This is a genomic window from Geodermatophilus aquaeductus (assembly GCF_900182545.1).
Lineage (GTDB): Bacteria > Actinomycetota > Actinomycetes > Mycobacteriales > Geodermatophilaceae > Geodermatophilus > Geodermatophilus aquaeductus.
In genome coordinates this window covers 189,019-205,263 of record NZ_FXTJ01000008.1, presented here as the reverse complement: position 1 = coordinate 205,263, position 16,245 = coordinate 189,019, and the positions used below count along the sequence as shown (strand labels likewise).

Annotated in this window: 14 protein-coding genes; 6 read left to right on the top strand and 8 right to left on the bottom strand. The window is 74.2% G+C overall.

The genetic code is table 11. The annotated features are described in order from the left end of the window. Positions 1 to 73: 73 nt before the first annotated feature. Positions 74 to 241: a hypothetical protein gene (locus FN207_RS26420; RefSeq protein WP_185938425.1), complete on the top strand. Its 168-nt coding sequence runs from the start codon at positions 74 to 76 to the stop codon at positions 239 to 241. A gap of 15 nt (positions 242 to 256) precedes the next feature. Here FN207_RS26420 and FN207_RS19160 read toward each other — a convergent pair whose 3' ends face one another. The 6 genes from FN207_RS19160 to FN207_RS19135 form a co-directional block, all read right to left on the bottom strand. After that, the gene (locus FN207_RS19160; RefSeq protein WP_142460039.1) at positions 257 to 1,831 is read right to left on the bottom strand and encodes an FMN-binding glutamate synthase family protein; all 1,575 of its coding nucleotides are present in this window, start codon (positions 1,829 to 1,831) and stop codon (positions 257 to 259) included. A gap of 113 nt (positions 1,832 to 1,944) precedes the next feature. After that, a complete protein-coding gene (locus FN207_RS19155) occupies positions 1,945 to 3,408 on the bottom strand; it encodes a GntP family permease (protein WP_142460038.1) in 1,464 nt (487 codons plus the stop codon). Between the two features lie 17 nt (positions 3,409 to 3,425). Next, complete coding sequence (locus tag FN207_RS19150; RefSeq protein WP_142460037.1) at positions 3,426 to 4,970, bottom strand: gluconokinase; 1,545 nt, start codon at positions 4,968 to 4,970, stop codon at positions 3,426 to 3,428. Positions 4,971 to 5,011: 41 nt separating this feature from the next. Beyond that, positions 5,012 to 6,343, bottom strand: a complete 1,332-nt coding sequence (locus FN207_RS19145) for an MFS transporter (RefSeq protein ID WP_142460036.1) — start codon at positions 6,341 to 6,343, stop codon at positions 5,012 to 5,014. 55 nt (positions 6,344 to 6,398) lie between these two features. Continuing rightward, positions 6,399 to 7,481, bottom strand: a complete 1,083-nt coding sequence (locus tag FN207_RS19140; protein ID WP_246066184.1) for a 2-oxoacid:ferredoxin oxidoreductase subunit beta — start codon at positions 7,479 to 7,481, stop codon at positions 6,399 to 6,401. Further along, on the bottom strand, positions 7,478 to 9,352 hold the full coding sequence (locus FN207_RS19135) for a 2-oxoacid:acceptor oxidoreductase subunit alpha (RefSeq protein WP_246066183.1): 1,875 nt from the start codon (positions 9,350 to 9,352) through the stop codon (positions 7,478 to 7,480). Before FN207_RS19135 ends, FN207_RS19140 begins: the two co-directional genes overlap by 4 nt. Before the next feature lie 57 nt (positions 9,353 to 9,409). Between FN207_RS19135 and FN207_RS19130 the strand changes: the two genes are divergently transcribed. After that, positions 9,410 to 10,636, top strand: coding sequence for an MFS transporter (locus tag FN207_RS19130; RefSeq protein ID WP_142460034.1), 1,227 nt, complete (start codon positions 9,410 to 9,412; stop codon positions 10,634 to 10,636). 3 nt (positions 10,637 to 10,639) lie between these two features. Here FN207_RS19130 and FN207_RS19125 read toward each other — a convergent pair whose 3' ends face one another. Together FN207_RS19125 and FN207_RS19120 are read right to left on the bottom strand one after the other, a co-directional pair. Further along, complete coding sequence (locus tag FN207_RS19125; protein WP_142460033.1) at positions 10,640 to 11,827, bottom strand: NAD(P)/FAD-dependent oxidoreductase; 1,188 nt, start codon at positions 11,825 to 11,827, stop codon at positions 10,640 to 10,642. A gap of 1 nt (position 11,828) precedes the next feature. After that, on the bottom strand, positions 11,829 to 12,023 hold the full coding sequence (locus FN207_RS19120; protein WP_110907457.1) for a ferredoxin: 195 nt from the start codon (positions 12,021 to 12,023) through the stop codon (positions 11,829 to 11,831). Between the two features lie 91 nt (positions 12,024 to 12,114). Here FN207_RS19120 and FN207_RS19115 point away from each other — a divergent pair, with 91 nt between their 5' ends. From FN207_RS19115 to FN207_RS19100, 4 genes are all read left to right on the top strand, one after another. After that, positions 12,115 to 13,413, top strand: coding sequence for a cytochrome P450 (locus FN207_RS19115; protein ID WP_221888286.1), 1,299 nt, complete (start codon positions 12,115 to 12,117; stop codon positions 13,411 to 13,413). Between the two features lie 76 nt (positions 13,414 to 13,489). Further along, positions 13,490 to 14,329, top strand: coding sequence for a mycofactocin-coupled SDR family oxidoreductase (locus FN207_RS19110; protein WP_142460032.1), 840 nt, complete (start codon positions 13,490 to 13,492; stop codon positions 14,327 to 14,329). 110 nt (positions 14,330 to 14,439) lie between these two features. Further along, entirely contained in the window at positions 14,440 to 15,699 is a 1,260-nt protein-coding gene (locus FN207_RS19105; protein ID WP_221888285.1) for a cytochrome P450, read from the top strand. Positions 15,700 to 15,811: 112 nt separating this feature from the next. Continuing rightward, positions 15,812 to 16,222: a nuclear transport factor 2 family protein gene (locus tag FN207_RS19100; protein WP_142460030.1), complete on the top strand. Its 411-nt coding sequence runs from the start codon at positions 15,812 to 15,814 to the stop codon at positions 16,220 to 16,222. Positions 16,223 to 16,245: the final 23 nt, after the last annotated feature.

The window sequence follows — 16,245 nt, the reverse complement described above, 5'->3', positions numbered from 1 at the left end:
CCGCCGCGCGGGGGTATCCACCGCGCGGCATCGAACAGCCGGTGGCCACGGAGGGAGAGCCGGGGAGCCGTCGGTGGAACACCGGGTCGAGGTCATCTGGACGTGCGCGCCGTGCGAGGTCGGCGGCCGGGACGCGGACGAGGGCGGGGACGACCCGCGCTGCTGGAACTGCGACGGGCCGGTGGTGGTGGTCGGCCGGCCGGCCGTCCTCCAGACCGTCCCGGAGAGCGACGCCGCCTGACGTGCCCGGGGCGGCTCAGCCGACCGCGTCCTCCGACGGGGTCGCCGAGCCGCCCTGGGGCGCGTCCGCGGTCATGATCCGGGCGATCTCCGCCCGGTCGGCGGCCGAGGGCAGTCCCCAGTCCGGCGCGTAGCCGTAGACCTCACCGAGCGGGGTCGACGCCGTCCGGCCGGTGAGCACCTCGACCGAGCCGGTGTCGATCAGCCCCGGGTGCTCGACGCCGCACGCCTCGGCCACCTTGAGCAGGTCGCGGCGCAGCGTGGCCACGTAGTTGGCCAGCCGGACGGACTTCAGCGCCGGGTCCAGCCCGTGCGCCAGCCAGGCGTTCTGCGTGGCGACGCCGGTCGGGCAGGTGTCGGTGTGGCACTTCTGCGCCTGGATGCAGCCGATGGCCAGCATCGCCTCGCGGGCGATGTTGACCATGTCGCAGCCCAGGGCGAAGGCCACGACGGCGTTGTCGGGCAGGCCGAGCTTGCCGCCGCCGATGAACGTGACCCGCTCGGCCAGGCCGCGGCGGGCGAAGGCGGAGTACACCCGGGCGAAGCCGAGCTGGAAGGGCAGCGACACCGAGTCGGTGAAGATCAGCGGCGCGGCGCCCGTGCCGCCCTCGCCGCCGTCGACGGTCACGAAGTCCACGCCGCGGTCGGTGGTCGCCATCCGCTCGGTGAGCTCGTCCCAGAACGACAGGTCGCCGACGGCGGACTTGATGCCCACCGGCAGGCCGGTCTCGGCGGCGAGCAGCTCCACCCAGTCGAGCAGGCTGTCGACGTCGCTGAACTCCGCGTGCCGCGACGGGCTGACGCAGTCCACGCCCTCCGGCACCCCGCGGGCCGCGGCGATCTCCGCCGACACCTTCGCCGCGGGCAGCACGCCGCCGAGGCCGGGCTTGGCGCCCTGGCTGAGCTTGACCTCCAGCGCCCGCACCGGCGCGCCGGCCACGAGGTCCTTGAGCCGGTCGAGGTCGAAGCGGCCCCGCTCGTCGCGGCAGCCGAAGTAGGCGGTGCCGATCTGGAACACCAGCTCCCCGCCGTGCCGGTGGTGCACCGACAGGCCGCCCTCGCCGGTGTTGTGCAGGCACCCGGCCAGCGCCGCGCCGCGGTTGAGCGCCTCGACGGCGGCACCCGACAGCGACCCGAAGCTCATCGCCGACACGTTCACCACCGACGCCGGGCGGAACGCCCGCGCCCGCCCGCGCGGGCCGCCGAGGACCTTCGCCGAGGGCAGCGCGACGTCGGCGGCCGAAGCCGGGTGCGACGGCGGGACGGCCCGGCCGAAGGTGCGGTGGTTGATGACCGGGTAGCCGGCCGTGTACTCGAGGTCGTTGTCGGTGCCGAACCCGAAGTAGTTGTTCTCGCCCTTGGCCGAGGCGTACACCCAGCGCCGCTGGTCGCGGGTGAAGGGGCGCTCCTCGTTGTTGCCGGCCACCAGGTACTGCCGCAACTCCGGGCCGATCGACTCCAGCAGGTAGCGGGCGTGGCCCAGCACCGGGAAGTTGCGCAACAGGGTGTGCTCCCGCTGCACGAGGTCCCGGGCGGCCACCGCCGCCACCGCGCCCAGCCCGGCCACCGCGGCCCGCGCCGCACCCCTCATGACGAGCTCCCTTCCCGCGCCGTTGCGGTCTGGTCCGTCATCGTGGCCCGGAACGGCGCCGTCCGCGTCCCGGACGGGCACGGGACGCGGACGGCGGTCGTCCCAGGCGGTGGCTACAGGAAGAGGCTGAGCAGGAGCGCCAGCGCGAAGCCGATCGTCCCGAGCAGCGTCTCCATGACCGTCCAGGTCTTGAGCGTCGTCTTCTCGTCCATCTGGAAGAACCGGCTGACCAGCCAGAAGCCCGAGTCGTTGACGTGGGAGAGCACGGTCGCGCCGCCGGCGATCGCGATGACGATGAGTGCCAGGTCGATCGAGGACAGTCCGCCGGTGGCCTCGACGACCGGCGCGATGAGGCCGGCGGTGGTGGTGAGGGCGACCGTCGCCGACCCCTGGGCGACCCGCAGCACCACGGAGATGACGAACGCGGCCACGATCACCGGCAGGCCGATGTCGCTGAGCACGTCGGCCAGCGCCTCGCCGATGCCGCTCGCGCGCAGCACCCCGCCGAACATGCCGCCCGCGCCGGTGATCAGGATGATCGCGCAGACCGGGCCGAGGGCGCTGTTGACGACCGACTCCACCTCGGCGCCGCTCTCCCCGCGCCGGCGGCCGAGCACCACGATGGCGACCAGCACGGTGATCAGCAGCGCCACCGGGGTGGCGCCGAGGAGCTGACCGGTCCGCACCACCCACGAGGACTCGTCCAGCGCACCCGCGGTGGCCAGCGTGGTCAGCCCGGTGTTGAGGAAGATCAGCACCAGCGGCAGCAGCAGGATGCCGAGCACCGTGCCGAATCCGGGGGGCGCCGGCCGGGTGACCGTCTCCGTGCGCCGACCACCGGAGGCCCCCGCCGTCCCGGGCGCCGTGCCGGCCACGGTCCCCTCCGGGGCCTCGGGCGTCGCCGGTGCGTCGTCCTCCTCGGACGGCGGGACCGCGACGTCGTAGCGGCGGCCGGCCCACAGCCCGAACAGGTAGCCGCCCACGTACCAGGTGGGGAGGCCGATGAGCAGCCCGAAGACCAGGACCAGCCCGATGTCGGCCCCGATGAGCTCCGCGGCGGCGACCGGCCCCGGGTGCGGGGGGACGAAGGCGTGCATCACCGCGAAGGCGCCGGCGACCGGCAGCCCGTAGGTGAGCAGCGAGCCGCCCAGCCGGCGGGCGACGGTGAACACGATCGGCAGGAAGACCACGAGCCCGGCGTCGAAGAAGATCGGGAAACCGAACAGCAGCGCGGCCACGCCGAGGGCCAGCGGGGCGCGCTTCTCGCCGAAGCGGGCGATGAGGGTGTCGGCGAGCACCTGGGCCCCGCCGCTGTGCTCGAGCAGCCGGCCGAGCATCGCGCCGAGCCCGACGAGCAGCGCGACGTTGGCCAGGGTGGCGCCGAACCCGGTGGTCAGCGTGGTGACGACGTCCGCGAGCGGGATCCGCGTGGCCAGCGCGGTCAGCAGGCTGACGAGGATGAGCGCCAGGAAGGCGTGCAGCTTCAGCTTCATGATGAGGAAGAGCAGGAGCCCCACCGCTGCGGCGGCGATGAGCAGCAGCGGGCCGGCGCCCAGCGCCGGTTCGACCTCGGGCATGACGGTTCCTCCTGGGTTCAGGCGGGGCTGCCCGACGGGGTGTCGTCGAGCGCGTCGAGCGTGGTGAGGACGTCGGCCAGCGCGCGGGCCGACTGCTCGACCAGCGGGCGCATCCGGCGGTAGAGGTCGGCGGTCGCGGGGTCGGGCGCGACGGGGTCGGAGACGCCGACCAGCGCGGTGGCCGCGTCGAGGTCGGGCAGCGCACCGAGGGCGTGCAGGCCGAGCAGGGCCGCGCCCAGGCCGGTGCCCTCGGGCGAGTCGGCCACCCGCACCGGCAGGTCCAGCGCCGCGGCCAGCGTCCGCACCCACAGCGAGGAGGCGACCGCGCCGCCGGTGGCCCGCACCTCGCGCACGGGCAGGCCGGTGGCCGAGAACGCGTCGCGGACCAGGGCCAGCTGCTGGCACACGCCCTCGACGGCGGCGCGCACCAGGTGCCCGCGCCGGTGCTCGCGGCGCAGCCCCACGTAGGCGCCGCGCAGGCCCGAGCGCCACCACGGCGCCCGCTCCCCCAGCAGGTAGGGCAGGCACAGCAGCCCGGCGCTGCCGGCCGGCACCCCCGCGGCCTCCTCGAGCAGCCGCGCGTCGAGGTCGTCGGCGTCCTCCCCCGTCACGCCCTCCCCGCCGGCCAGCGCGTGCGACGCCCAGCGCACCACCGAGCCGCCGTTGTTGACCGCGCCGCCGACCACCCAGTGGTCGTCGGTGAGCGCGTAGCAGAACAGCCGGTGCGCGGGGTCGACCGTCGGCGCCGGGACGACCACCCGCATCGCACCGCTGGTGCCCAGCGAGACGGCGGCGACCTCGGGGCGGACCGCGCCGATGCCGAGGTTGGCCAGCACGCCGTCGGAGGCGCCGAGGACCAGCGGGGTGTCCGCGGGCAGCCCGGTGGCCGCGGCGACCTCGGGGCGCAGGCCCTCGAGCACCGTCGTCGTCGGCAGGACCTCCCCCAGCTGCTCCGGACGGACACCGGCCAGCTGCAGCGCCTCGGCGTCCCAGGTGCCGCTGCGGATCCCGTACAGCCCGGTGGCCGAGGCGCAGGACCGGTCGAGCACCTGCGGCCCGCCGCGCAGCGCCGACACCACGAGCTCCTTGACCCCGCCCCAGCGCGGCACCGACGCGAGCCGGTCGGGGTCCTCGGCGCGCAGCGAGGCGAGCTTGAGCAGCGGCGACATCGGGTGCACCGGCGTCCCGGTCCGGGTGTGCAGGCCGCCGGCCCGGCCGTCGGCGCGCAGGGCCTCGGCGAAGCCCGCGGCACGGTCGTCGGCCCAGGTCACGACCGGGCCGAGCGGACGGCCGTCGTCGTCCATGGGGACCAGGCCGTGCATGGCGGCCGACAGGCAGATGCCGACCACCCGGTCGCCGCGCTCGCGGGCGGCGGCGGAGACGGCGGCCAGGGCCTCGACGGCGGCGTCGGCCAGGCGCTGCGCGTCGAGCTCGGCGCGCCCCGGCGCCGGCACCGACAGCGGATAGCCGACGCTGACCAGGTCGCGCACCCGCCCGTCGGTGCCCGCCGTGACCGCCTTGGTCGCCGTCGTCCCGCTGTCCAGCCCGACCACGACGTCCATGGCGGCGATCCTGCCGGTAGGAGGGAGGCCGCCGCGACCGGTCAGCGGTAGGCGGAGCCGCCACGCAGCCGGGCGCTGACCGCGGTGACCAGCGGGGCGAGCACGACGCCGTCGCGCGCGAGCCGCTCGCGCAGCGCCCGGCGGTGCCGCAGGACGCCGACGAGGCCGATCGCCCAGAACAGGTACTGGACGGCGAAGGCGGCGCGGAAGGCGCCCAGGTCGTAGTCGGTCGAGGCGCCGGGCGTGAGGACGTCGAGCACCGCGCCGATCGCGAGGATGGTCAGCAGCGAGGCCACGAACCCGCCGACGTTGACCACGCCGCTGGCGCTGCCCTGCCGCTCGGCCGGGTTCCAGGTGCGGGCGAAGTCGAAGCCGATCATCGAGCCGGGCCCGTTGGTGCCGAGGACGACGACCAGCCACACGAGCAGCCACAGCGGCGCCCGCCCGGGCCACAGCAGGACGACGGTCCACGTGCCGGCGGTCAGCGCCAGGATCGACAGGACCAGCACCGAGCGGCGCAGCGGCCAGCGCCCGCACAGCCGGCCCAGCGCCGGCCCGACGCCCATGCCCACGACGACGAGCAGCGTGAGCAGCCCGGCCGCCGACGCCGGGGACAGCCCCTGCCCGACGACGAGGAAGGGATAGCCCCACAGCAGCGCGAAGACCGTGCCGGAGAACTGGGTGACCAGGTGGGTGTAGAGGCCGATCCGCGTGCCGGACTCCCGCCAGGTCAGCAGCAGGTTGCGCCGCACCTCGGCCATGCCCGCCGGCGGCGCGGTGGCCACGCCGGGCGGGGCGTCGCGCAGCGTGGTCAGCACCAGGACGACGACGAGCACGCCCACGGCGGCAGCGCCGAGGAAGGTGTTCCGCCACCCGGCCGCGTGCAGCAGCGCGACCAGCGGATAGGCGGCGAGGATCTGCCCGACCTGGCCGAGGATGCCGGTGAGCTGGGTGATCAGCGGGACGGTGCGCCCGGGGAACCAGAAGCCCACGACCCGCAGCACGCTGATGAACGTCATCGCATCGCCGGCCCCCACCAGCACGCGCGCGGCGACGGCGGTGGGGACGTCGGTGGCCAGCGCGAGGACCAGCTGCCCGGCGGCCATCGTCAGGCCGCCGGCGAGCACGAGCCGGCGGGACCCGAAGCGGTCCAGCGCCACGCCCACGGGCACCTGCAGGCCGGCGTAGACGGCCAGCTGCAGCACGAGGAACAGCGAGATGGCCGACGCACCGGCGGAGAACCGCTCCTGGGCCTCCACCCCGGCCACGCCGAGGGAGGCCCGGTGGAAGACGGCGACGACGTAGGCGGCGAGCGCGGTGAGCCAGACGGCGTAGGCGCGCAGCGGGGTGCGGGCGTCGGTCGGGGGCGTCACCCAGAGGACGACAGCGTCCGCGCGCGATGTGTTCCCGGGACCGCGGTGAGTCACCTCACCGCGCGGCCGCCGTCGTCACCACGCCGTCGCGCACCGTCCACGGGTCGCTGCCGTGCAGCAGCGCGCCCAGGTCGGCGTCCCCGGACTCGACCGCCTGCTGCACCTGGGCGCGGCTGAGGTCGTCGTAGGTGGATCGCTGCACCTGCCGGAGGACGCCGAACACCGCGTGTCCGAGGTCCTGCCCGGTCAGCCGGGCGAGCGCGTACGCCAGGCCGGCGTCGGTGGCGTCGTGCACGACGACGTCCTCCGGAGCCACCTCCGCGGTGGGCGCGACGTCGAGGTCGAAGCCGCGGCGGACCACCGCCCAGCGGCCGTCGGTGCCGAAGGTGACCGGCTCGCCGTGCCGCACGGTGATGACGCGGGACTCGGCGTCGTCGGGCCGGCGCAGGACGTCGAAGCTGCCGTCGTTGAAGATCGGGCAGTCCTGGTAGATCTCGACCAGCGCGGAGCCGCGGTGCCGGGCCGCGGCCTCGAGCACCGCGGACAGGCCCTTGCGGTCGGAGTCCATCGCCCGGCCGACGAACGTGGCGCCGGCGCCCAGCGCGAGCGCGACCGGGTCGAACGGGTGGTCGACCGACCCCAGCGGCGTGGACTTGGTGACCTTCCCGACCTCGCTGGTGGGCGAGTACTGGCCCTTGGTCAGCCCGTAGATCCGGTTGTTGAACAGCAGGATCGTCATGTTCACGTTGCGGCGCAGCGCGTGGATGAGGTGGTTGCCGCCGATCGACAGCGCGTCGCCGTCGCCGGTGACCACGAAGACCGACAGGTCCGGCCGCGACACCGCCAGGCCGGTGGCGATCGCCGGGGCGCGGCCGTGGATGGAGTGCATGCCGTAGGTGTCGAGGTAGTACGGGAACCGCGAGGAGCACCCGATGCCCGAGACGAACACCGTGTTCTCGCGGCGGATCGACAGGGTGGGGAGGAACGAGCGGACGGCGGCCAGCACGGCGTAGTCGCCGCACCCGGGGCACCAGCGCACCTCCTGGTCGCTGGTGTAGTCCTTCGCCTTCTGCGGGCCGTCGGCGGCGGGGACGAGGTCGAGGCCGCCGAGTGCCGGCATGCCGAGGTCGGTGGTCACGCGGTCACCTGCTCCTTGGTCACGTAGGGGGTGAGGCGGGCGGCGAGCTCGGCGGCGCCGAAGGGCAGCCCGGCCACCTTGGTCTCGGACTCCACCGGCACGGCGAAGCGGCCCTGCAGCAGGAAGGCCAGCTGCCCGAGGTTCATCTCCGGCACGACGACGGTGCGGTAGGAGCGCAGCACCGCCTCGGTGTTGCCCGGCAGCGGCACGAGGTGGCGCAGGTGCGCCCGGGCCACCCGGTGGCCGGCGGTGCGCAGCCGGCGGACGGCGGCGCCGATCGGCCCGGCCGTCGAGCCCCAGCCGAGCACGAGCACCGGCGCGTCCCCGGTCGGGTCGTCGACCTCGAGGTCGGGGACGGCGATGCCGTCGACCTTGGCCTGCCGCAGCCGCACCATCCGCTCGTGGTTGGCCGGCTCGTAGGAGATGTCGCCGGTCTCGTCGGCCTTCTCCAGCCCGCCGATCCGGTGCTCCAGGCCCGGCGTCCCGGGGACCGCCCAGGGCCGGGCGAGGGTCTCGGGGTCGCGGGCGTAGGGCAGGAAGCGGCCGTCGGGGCCGTTGGGCGCGGCGGCGAACTCGACCGTCAGGTCGGGCAGGTCGTCCTCCTCGGGCACCCGCCAGGGCTCGGAGCCGTTCGCGATCGCGCCGTCGGAGAGCAGCAGCACCGGGGTGCGGTAGGTCAGCGCGATCCGGGCGGCGTCGACGGCGACGTCGAAGGCGTCGGCCGGCGACGACGGCGCGACCACCGGCACCGGCGCCTCGCCGTTGCGGCCGAACACCGCCTGCAGCAGGTCGGCCTGCTCGGTCTTGGTGGGCAGCCCGGTCGAGGGCCCGCCGCGCTGCACGTCGACGACGAGCAGCGGCAGCTCGGTCATCACCGCCAGCCCGACCGCCTCGGACTTCAGCGACAGCCCCGGTCCGGACGTCGTCGTCACGCCCAGGGCGCCGCCGTAGGCCGCGCCCAGCGCGGCGCCGATGCCGGCGATCTCGTCCTCGGCCTGGAACGTGGTGACGCCGAAGCGCTTGAGCCGGGACAGCTCGTGGAGGATGTCCGACGCCGGGGTGATCGGGTAGCTGCCGAGGAACAGCGGCAGCCCCGCCCGGCGCGCGGCGGCGACGAGCCCGTAGGCCAGCGCGGTGTTGCCGCTGACCTGCCGGTAGGTGCCGTCGGGCAGCACGGCGGGCGCCACCTCGAAGGTCACGGCGAAGGCCTCGGTGGTCTCGCCGTAGGCGTGCCCGGTCCGGAAGGCGAGCACGTTGGCCTCGGCGATCTCCGGGCGCCGGGCGAACCTGTCCCGCAGCCAGCGCTCGGTGCCCTCGGTGGGCCGGCCGTACATCCACGCCAGCAGGCCGAGGGCGAACATGTTCTTGCTGCGCTCGGCGTCCTTCTTGCCGATGCCCAGCGGCTCGAGCGCGGCCGTGGTCAGCGACGTCATCGCCACCTCGTGCACCGTGAACGGCTCGAGCGAGGCGTCGTCGAGCGGGCTGGTCGCGTAGCCGACCTTGGCCAGGTTCCGCGGCGTGAACTCGTCGGTGTCGACGATGAGCACCCCGCCGGCGGGCAGGTCGCCGACGTTGGCCTTGAGCGCCGCCGGGTTCATCGCCACCAGCACGTCGGGGCGGTCGCCGGGGGTGAGGATGTCGTGGTCGGCGAAGTGCAGCTGGAAGCTCGAGACGCCGGCCAGCGTGCCGTGCGGCGCGCGGATCTCGGCGGGGAAGTTCGGCAGCGTCGCGAGGTCGTTGCCGAACGCGGCGGCCTCCGCGGTGAACCGGTCGCCGGTCAGCTGCATGCCGTCGCCGGAGTCGCCGGCGAACCGGATGACGACGCGGTCGCGGCGCTGCGGTGCCGTGCCTGGGTTGACGGTGGTGGCCACGGTGCCTCCGGTCATCGGGTTCCGCTCGGGCATAAAACAGGATAAGCATTAGCACTGATGAGGGGAACCCGGTCGGCGCCGTCGCGGTCCGCCGTCCTGACGGTCAGCACGCTGGCGATGGGCCTCGGCGCCGCGCCGATGCCGATCGTGGGCTACCTCGGCGCCGCGCTGCGGGCCGACCTCGGCCTGACCGGCGCCCAGCTCGGCCTCGTCGTCGGCGTCTTCTACGGCGCCACCGGGGTGACCTCGCTGCTCGGCTCACGGGTGGTCGACCGGCTCGGCGCCCGCTGGTGGGTGGCCGGCGACCAGGCGCTCACCGCTGCCGGGCTCGCCACGGCCGCCGCGGTCGGGTCGTTCCCCGCGCTGCTGGTCAGCAGCGTGGTGACCGGCTGCGGCTACGCCTTCGTCAACGCCGGCACCAGCGTCGCGGTGACCGCGGTGTCCCGTCCGGACCAGGCGGCCACCGCGGTCGCGGTGAAGACGGCGGGGATCCCCGCGCTGCTCACGGTCATGGCGCTGGCCGGCCCGCCCGCGGCCGACGCCGTCGGCTGGCGCGGCGTCGTGCTGGCGCTGGCCGGGCTGGCCGCGGTCAACGCCGTCCTGGCGCTGCTCTGGGTGCCCAGCCACAGGCCCGCGCCCGGCCCGGCCGGCGACCGCGGCGGGGCGCTCCCGCGCGGCTTCGTCTGGGTGGTGCTGGCCGCGACCTGCTTCGTCGTCGGGACCAACCCGCTGAGCGCCTTCCTGGTGGTGAGCCTGGTCGACGGCGGGATCTCCCCCGTCACCGCCGGCCTGGTGTCGGCCGCGGGCACCGGCTCGGGCACGGTGGCGATGGTGCTCGTGGCGCACCGCAGCGAGCGGCGCGGACCCCTCCCCCGGGCCGGGACGGCGGCGCTCGTGTGCCTGGTCGGCCTCGGCGGCACGCTGCTGCTCTGGGCGGGGACCCACCTGGGGCTCGCGGTCGTGGCCGTGGGGGCGGTGGCCGGCCTGCTCTGCGCGATGGTCGGCGCCGGGTTCGCGCACGCCGTCACCGTCGACCGCGCCCCGCACGCGGTGGGCCGCGCGACGGCGGTGATGTCGTGCGGCTACTACCTGGGCGCGCTGGTCTCACCCCTGGCCTTCGGTGCCCTGGCCGACCTGACCGGCGGCTACGACCTGCCGTGGGCGGTGACCGCCGCGGCGATGGCGCTGTCGGTCGCCTCCTACGCCGTCGTCCAGCGCCGGGTGCCGCCGGCGGTCGCGGCGCCGCCTCCGGCCGTCGAGACGGCGGGCGTCCCGCCGGCCTGAGGCTCACGCGGCCGCGAGCGCCTCGTCCCAGCCGGCGCCGGCGACCAGCAGCTTGCGGAAGGGCATCAGCGCCTTGACCGCGCCGAAGCCGATCACCGAGCGCAGCAGCCCGTCCCCGCCGGTGAGCGCGACGAAGCTGCCGCCGAGCTCGCCGACGACGACCCGCAGCTCGTCCTGCGGCCGCACCCGGCCGAAGACCTGCAGCCGCGCGCCGTGCTGGTCGGTCCACACGTAGGGAACGGCGTCGTGCACGGTCGGGGTGCCGGTCAGGTTGGCCGCCACCACGCCGGCGGTCTCGACCGCGTTGGTCCAGTGCTCGACGCGCACGTCCTCGCCCACCCGCGGGTGCCGCCAGCGCGCCACGTCGCCGACGGCCCAGACGCCCTCGGCGCCGGCCGCGGCCAGCCGCCCGTCGCAGACGACGCCGTCGCGCAGGTCCAGGCCCGCGCCGGCCAGCCAGCCGGTCTCGGGCACCGTGCCCAGGCCCAGCACGACGACGTCGGCCGGCAGGCGCGTGCCGTCGGTCAGCCGGACCGCCTCGACCCGCTCGGCTCCCTCGATCTCCGCCACCGCCGCGCCCAGGTGCAGCTCGACCCCGGCCTCGGCGTGCCGGCGGGTGAACTCCGCCCCCAGCTGAGGTCCGAGGCCCCGCACCATGAGCGTCGGCAGCGGCTCGACGACGGCGACCTCGCGGCCGAGCTGCCGGAGCGTCCAGGCCACCTCGGCGCCGATGAACCCCCCGCCGACGACCACCACCCGGTTGCCCTCGGCGGTCGCGGCGCGGATCGCGGCGGCGTCGGCTGCGGTCCGCAGCAGGTGCACACCCGGCCGCGGCTCGAGCTCCGGCACCGACCGCGGCGAGGAGCCGGTGGCCACCACGAGCTGGTCGAAGGCCACCGACTCCCCGCCGTGCAGGCCGACCCGGCGCCGGTCCAGGTCGAGGTCCACCGCGCGGCCGTTCAGCAGCTCGACGCCCAGGGAGCCCAGCCGCTCCCGGTCGGTCAGCGGCCTGGCCTCGACGGCGGGGTCGGCGAGGAACGCCTTGGACAGCGGCGGCCGGTCCGCGGCCACGCCCTCGGCCGAGCCGGGCTCGGCGCCGACGAGCACGACGTCGGCGTCGCTGCCGCGGCGGCGGAGGCCCTCGACGGTCCGGACGCCGGCCAGCGAGGCCCCGACGACGACGATCCGCACGTCAGGCGAGGACCGTGATGGCCCGCTCGGGGCAGCTGTCGGCCCCCAGCTGGGCGTCGGCCTCCAGCTCGGCCGGGACCGGGTCCTGGACGACGATCGAGTGACCGTCGGTCTCGTCGAGTTCGAAGACGTCGGGCGCACTCATGTGGCAGACGCCGTGCCCCTGGCAGGCTCCCAGGTCGACCGTGACGCGCATCTCAGCTACCTCCCCGGACCGGTGACGCCCCCGCGGGGCGCCGACCCTGTTGACAGAGCAAAACCAGGATAAGCATTATCACACTGTGACGTTGAGCAGAGACGAGGACCACATGAACACCTCTGGCCGGTGTCCCGTCGTGCAGTTCGACCACCACTCCCCGGAGCACGCCGACGACACCGTCGGCGCCTACCGCAGGCTCCGCGAGACCCATCCTGTCGCCTGGAGCGAGCTCTACGGCGGCTTCTGGGTGCTCACCGACTACGAGTCGGTGTTCGAGGCGGCCCGCGACGACGACGTCTTCTCCTCCCAGCGCCTCGACCAGTACGGCGGGCCGGGCCTGTCGGTGGTCATCCCGAAGACGCCGATGCACAAGCACATCCCGATCGAGCTCGACCCGCCGGAGTTCCGGTCCTACCGCAAGGTGGTCAACCCGATCGCCTCACCGGCCGCCGTCGCCAGGGTCGAGGACATGATCGTCACGTGGACGACGTGGTTCATCGACGAGCTCGTCGAGTCCGGGGAGGCCGATCTCGCGCAGGTCATCGGCGTCCCGGCGATCTGCACGATCGACTGGCTCGGCCTGCCGGTCGAGGACTGGCAGATCTACGCCCGCTCGCACCAGGCCACCCTGGCCGAGCCCACCGACAGCCCGGTCTACCGCCGGGCGGTCGAGGTCGACCTCCCGTACTGCTCGGAGCAGATGCGCCGGACGATCGCCGCCCGCGCCGCCGAGCCGCGCGACGACGTCATCAGCTACCTGGTGCAGCAGGAGGTCGACGGCCGGCCGATCACCGAGGAGGAGGTCTTCTCGATCGTCGAGCTGCTGGTCAGCGGCGGCGTCGGGACGACGGCCTCGCTGGTCAGCCAGGCGCTGGTGTGGCTCTACGAGCACCCCGACGTGCGCCAGGAGCTGATCGACGACCCGTCGCTGCTCGACCGGGCGATCGAGGAGTTCCTCCGCTACTTCTCCCCCACCCAGGCGCTGGCCCGCACGGTGCTCAAGGAGACCGAGTTCCACGGCTGCCCGATGGAGGTGGGCGACCGGGCACTGCTGGCGTGGTCGTCGGCCAACCGCGATCCGCAGCAGTTCACCGACCCCGACGAGGTCGACATCCACCGCTGGCCCAACCGGCACCTCGCCTTCGGCGTCGGCGTGCACCGCTGCGCTGGCTCGCACTTCGGCAAGCGCATGGCCAAGGAGATGCTCGCCCAGGTGCTCGAGCGCATGCCCGACTACGAGGTCGACCTCTCGGGCCTCAAGCGGTACCCGCGCCAGGGCGTGAACAAGGGCTGGCAGCGGATCCCGGCGACGTTCACCCCGGGCGAGCGCCGGCTGCCCCCGGGCGCGGTGCCCGAGGGCGTGTCCGCGGCGAGCGCCCGCAGCTGACCAGCACCGCTCCATCGAGGCCGGCCGCACCGCCGCGGCCGGTGATCCGGGGATCCGGAGAACAGGAGCACCACCGATGACAGGACGCATGGAGGGCAAGGTCGCCTTCATCACCGGCGCGGCGCGCGGCCAGGGCCGCAGCCACGCCGTCCGTCTCGCCCAGGAGGGCGCCGACATCGTCGCCGTGGACATCTGCGCCGACATCGACACGGTGACGCCGTACTACCCGCTGGCCTCCGAGGAGGAGCTGGCCGGGACCGTCGAGGCGGTCGAGGCCCTCGACCGGCGCATCGTGGCCCGCAAGGCCGACGTCCGCGACCTCGACGGTCTGCAGACCGCCTTCGACGAGGGCCTGGCCGAGTTCGGCCACGTGGACACCGTCGTCGCCAACGCCGGCATCGCGACCTACGGGAAGGCGTGGGAGCTCTCCGGCGAGCAGTGGAAGGACATGATCGACGTCAACCTGACCGGCGTCTTCCACACCGCCAAGGTCGCGATCCCGTCGATGATCGAGGCCGGCCGCGGCGGGTCGATCGTCTTCACCAGCTCCATCGGCGGCCTCAAGGGCATCCAGCACGTGGCGCACTACGTGGCGGCCAAGCACGGGATCGTCGGCCTGATGCGGACCCTGGCCAACGAGCTGGGCCCCCACAGCATCCGGGTCAACACGATCCACCCGACCAACGTCGACACCATCATGATCCAGAACCCCGGGACCTACGCGATGTTCTCCCCCGGCGACCCCGAGCCCAGCCAGGAGAAGGCGATGCCGGGCTTCATGTCGCTCAACACCCTGCCCGTGCCGTGGATCGAGTCGGTCGACATCAGCAACGCGGTGCTCTTCCTGGCCAGCGACGAGGCCCGCTACGTCACCGGCGTGACCTTCCCCGTCGACGCCGGCGCCTTCGTCAAGTAGCCGGCCCGGCCGGGAACGGCGTGCCACCGTCCCCGGCCGGTCCTTGTGATCTGTGTCACATCCCGAGCACGATGGCGGATGAACCGACGCCGACGACCGGGAGCCCCACCGTGACCTCGACCGTGACCCCGCCGGCGCCGGACATCCTCTCGGCGGAGTACCTGGCCGACCCCTACCCCTTCCACCGGGTGCTGCGCGACTCCCACCCGGTGACCTTCCACGAGGCCACCCAGAGCTGGCTGATCAGCCGGTACGCCGACGTCGCCGCCGCCTTCCGCACGCCGGCGTTCTCCAGCCGCAACTACGAGTGGCAGCTCGAGCCGATCCACGGCCGGACCATCCTGCAGATGGAGGGCAAGGAGCACGCCACCCACCGTGCGCTGCTCAACCCGTTCTTCCGGGGCAAGGGGCTCGAGGCCTTCCTCCCGGTGATCACCCGCGACGCGGCCGAGCTGGTCGACGCCGTGGTCGCCCGGGCCGGTGGCGACCTCGTCGACGGGTTCGCCGGGCGGGGCCGGGCCGACCTGGTCGCGGAGTTCACGACCTGGTTCCCGATCAACGTCATGGTCGACATGCTCGGGCTCCCGAAGAGCGACCACGAGCGCTTCCACGGCTGGTACCACTCGATCATGGCCCACCTGAACAACCTGGCCGGCGACCCCGCCGTCACGGCCCGGGCCGACCAGACCCGCGAGGAGCTGCGGGAGTACGTGCTGCCGATCATCCGGGAACGCCGGGACGGCGACGGCGAGGACCTGCTCTCCCGGCTGTGCCGCGCCGAGGTCGACGGCGAGCGGATGAGCGACGAGGAGATCAAGGCCTTCGTCAGCCTGCTCCTGGTGGCCGGCGGGGAGACGACGGACAAGGCGATCGCCAGCATGGTCCGCAACCTGCTCGACTCCCCCGACCAGCTGGCCGCGGTGCGCGCCGACCGGTCGTTGGCCGACGCCGTGATCGCCGAGACGCTGCGCTTCTCCGGGCCGGTCCACATGATCATGCGTCAGACCGAGGAGCCGGTGGAGCTCTCCGGCACGACGATCCCGGCCGGCGCCACCTGCATCCTCATGCTCGCGGCGGCCGACCGGGACGAGCGGCACTTCGAGCGCCCCGACGAGTTCGACGTCCGGCGCCCCGACCTCGACGTCGCCAAGGCCTTCAGCGGCGCGGCCAACCACGTGCAGTTCGTCCTCGGACGGCACTTCTGCGTCGGTTCGCTACTGGCCCGCAGCGAGATGACCGTGGCGCTCGACCTGGTCCTCGACCGGCTCCCCGGCCTCCACTACCAGGACGGCTTCACGCCGCGCGAGGCCGGCCTGTACACCCGCAGCGTCGAGAGCCTGCTCGTCGAGTTCGATCCCGCGCCCGCCTGACCTGCGGACGGACCGGACATCCCCTTCTCAACCCGGCGAATCATGCATAGGGTAAGCGCCGTCACATCCCAGCCCGCCGACGCCGTCGTCGGCCACCGTCAGGAGTGCAGCCATGTCCGCTCGCGGCGCCATCGAGAACGTGCTCAACCGGTACTCCATCGCCTACGACGACAACGACATGGCGGAGATGGCCGACACCTTCGCCGAGGGCGCCGTCATGACCATGCGCATCGCCGGCGGCGACCTGATCGGGCCCTTCGAGGGCAAGGCGGCCGTCATGAAGCTGATGACCGACAGCCTGGCCAGCCAGACCGACCAGCGCCGGCACGTCACCACGAACATGGCCGTCCGCAAGGAGACCGAGGACGCCGCGACCGTCAGCTCCTACCTGACGCTGATCTCGGTCAAGGACGGGAAGGCCACCGTGCTCTCGACCGCCAGGTACGAGGACGAGCTGGTCCGCGAGGGCGACGGCGCCTGGCGGTTCACCAAGCGGCACATCGAGCTCGACCTGCCCTACTGAGCCGCGCCGGCAGAGGAGCACCG

What these genes read in the sequence shown, in the direction of transcription:
- FN207_RS19160 (WP_142460039.1), bottom strand. Translation starts at nt 1,831, where the DNA reads ATGAGGGGTGCGGCGCGGGCCGCGGTGGCCGGGCTGGGCGCGGTGGCG.
- FN207_RS19155 (WP_142460038.1), bottom strand. Translation starts at nt 3,408, where the DNA reads ATGCCCGAGGTCGAACCGGCGCTGGGCGCCGGCCCGCTGCTGCTCATC.
- FN207_RS19150 (WP_142460037.1), bottom strand. Translation starts at nt 4,970, where the DNA reads ATGGACGTCGTGGTCGGGCTGGACAGCGGGACGACGGCGACCAAGGCG.
- FN207_RS19130 (WP_142460034.1), top strand. Translation starts at nt 9,410, where the DNA reads ATGAGGGGAACCCGGTCGGCGCCGTCGCGGTCCGCCGTCCTGACGGTC.
- FN207_RS19120 (WP_110907457.1), bottom strand. Translation starts at nt 12,023, where the DNA reads ATGCGCGTCACGGTCGACCTGGGAGCCTGCCAGGGGCACGGCGTCTGC.
- FN207_RS19110 (WP_142460032.1), top strand. Translation starts at nt 13,490, where the DNA reads ATGACAGGACGCATGGAGGGCAAGGTCGCCTTCATCACCGGCGCGGCG.
- FN207_RS19100 (WP_142460030.1), top strand. Translation starts at nt 15,812, where the DNA reads ATGTCCGCTCGCGGCGCCATCGAGAACGTGCTCAACCGGTACTCCATC.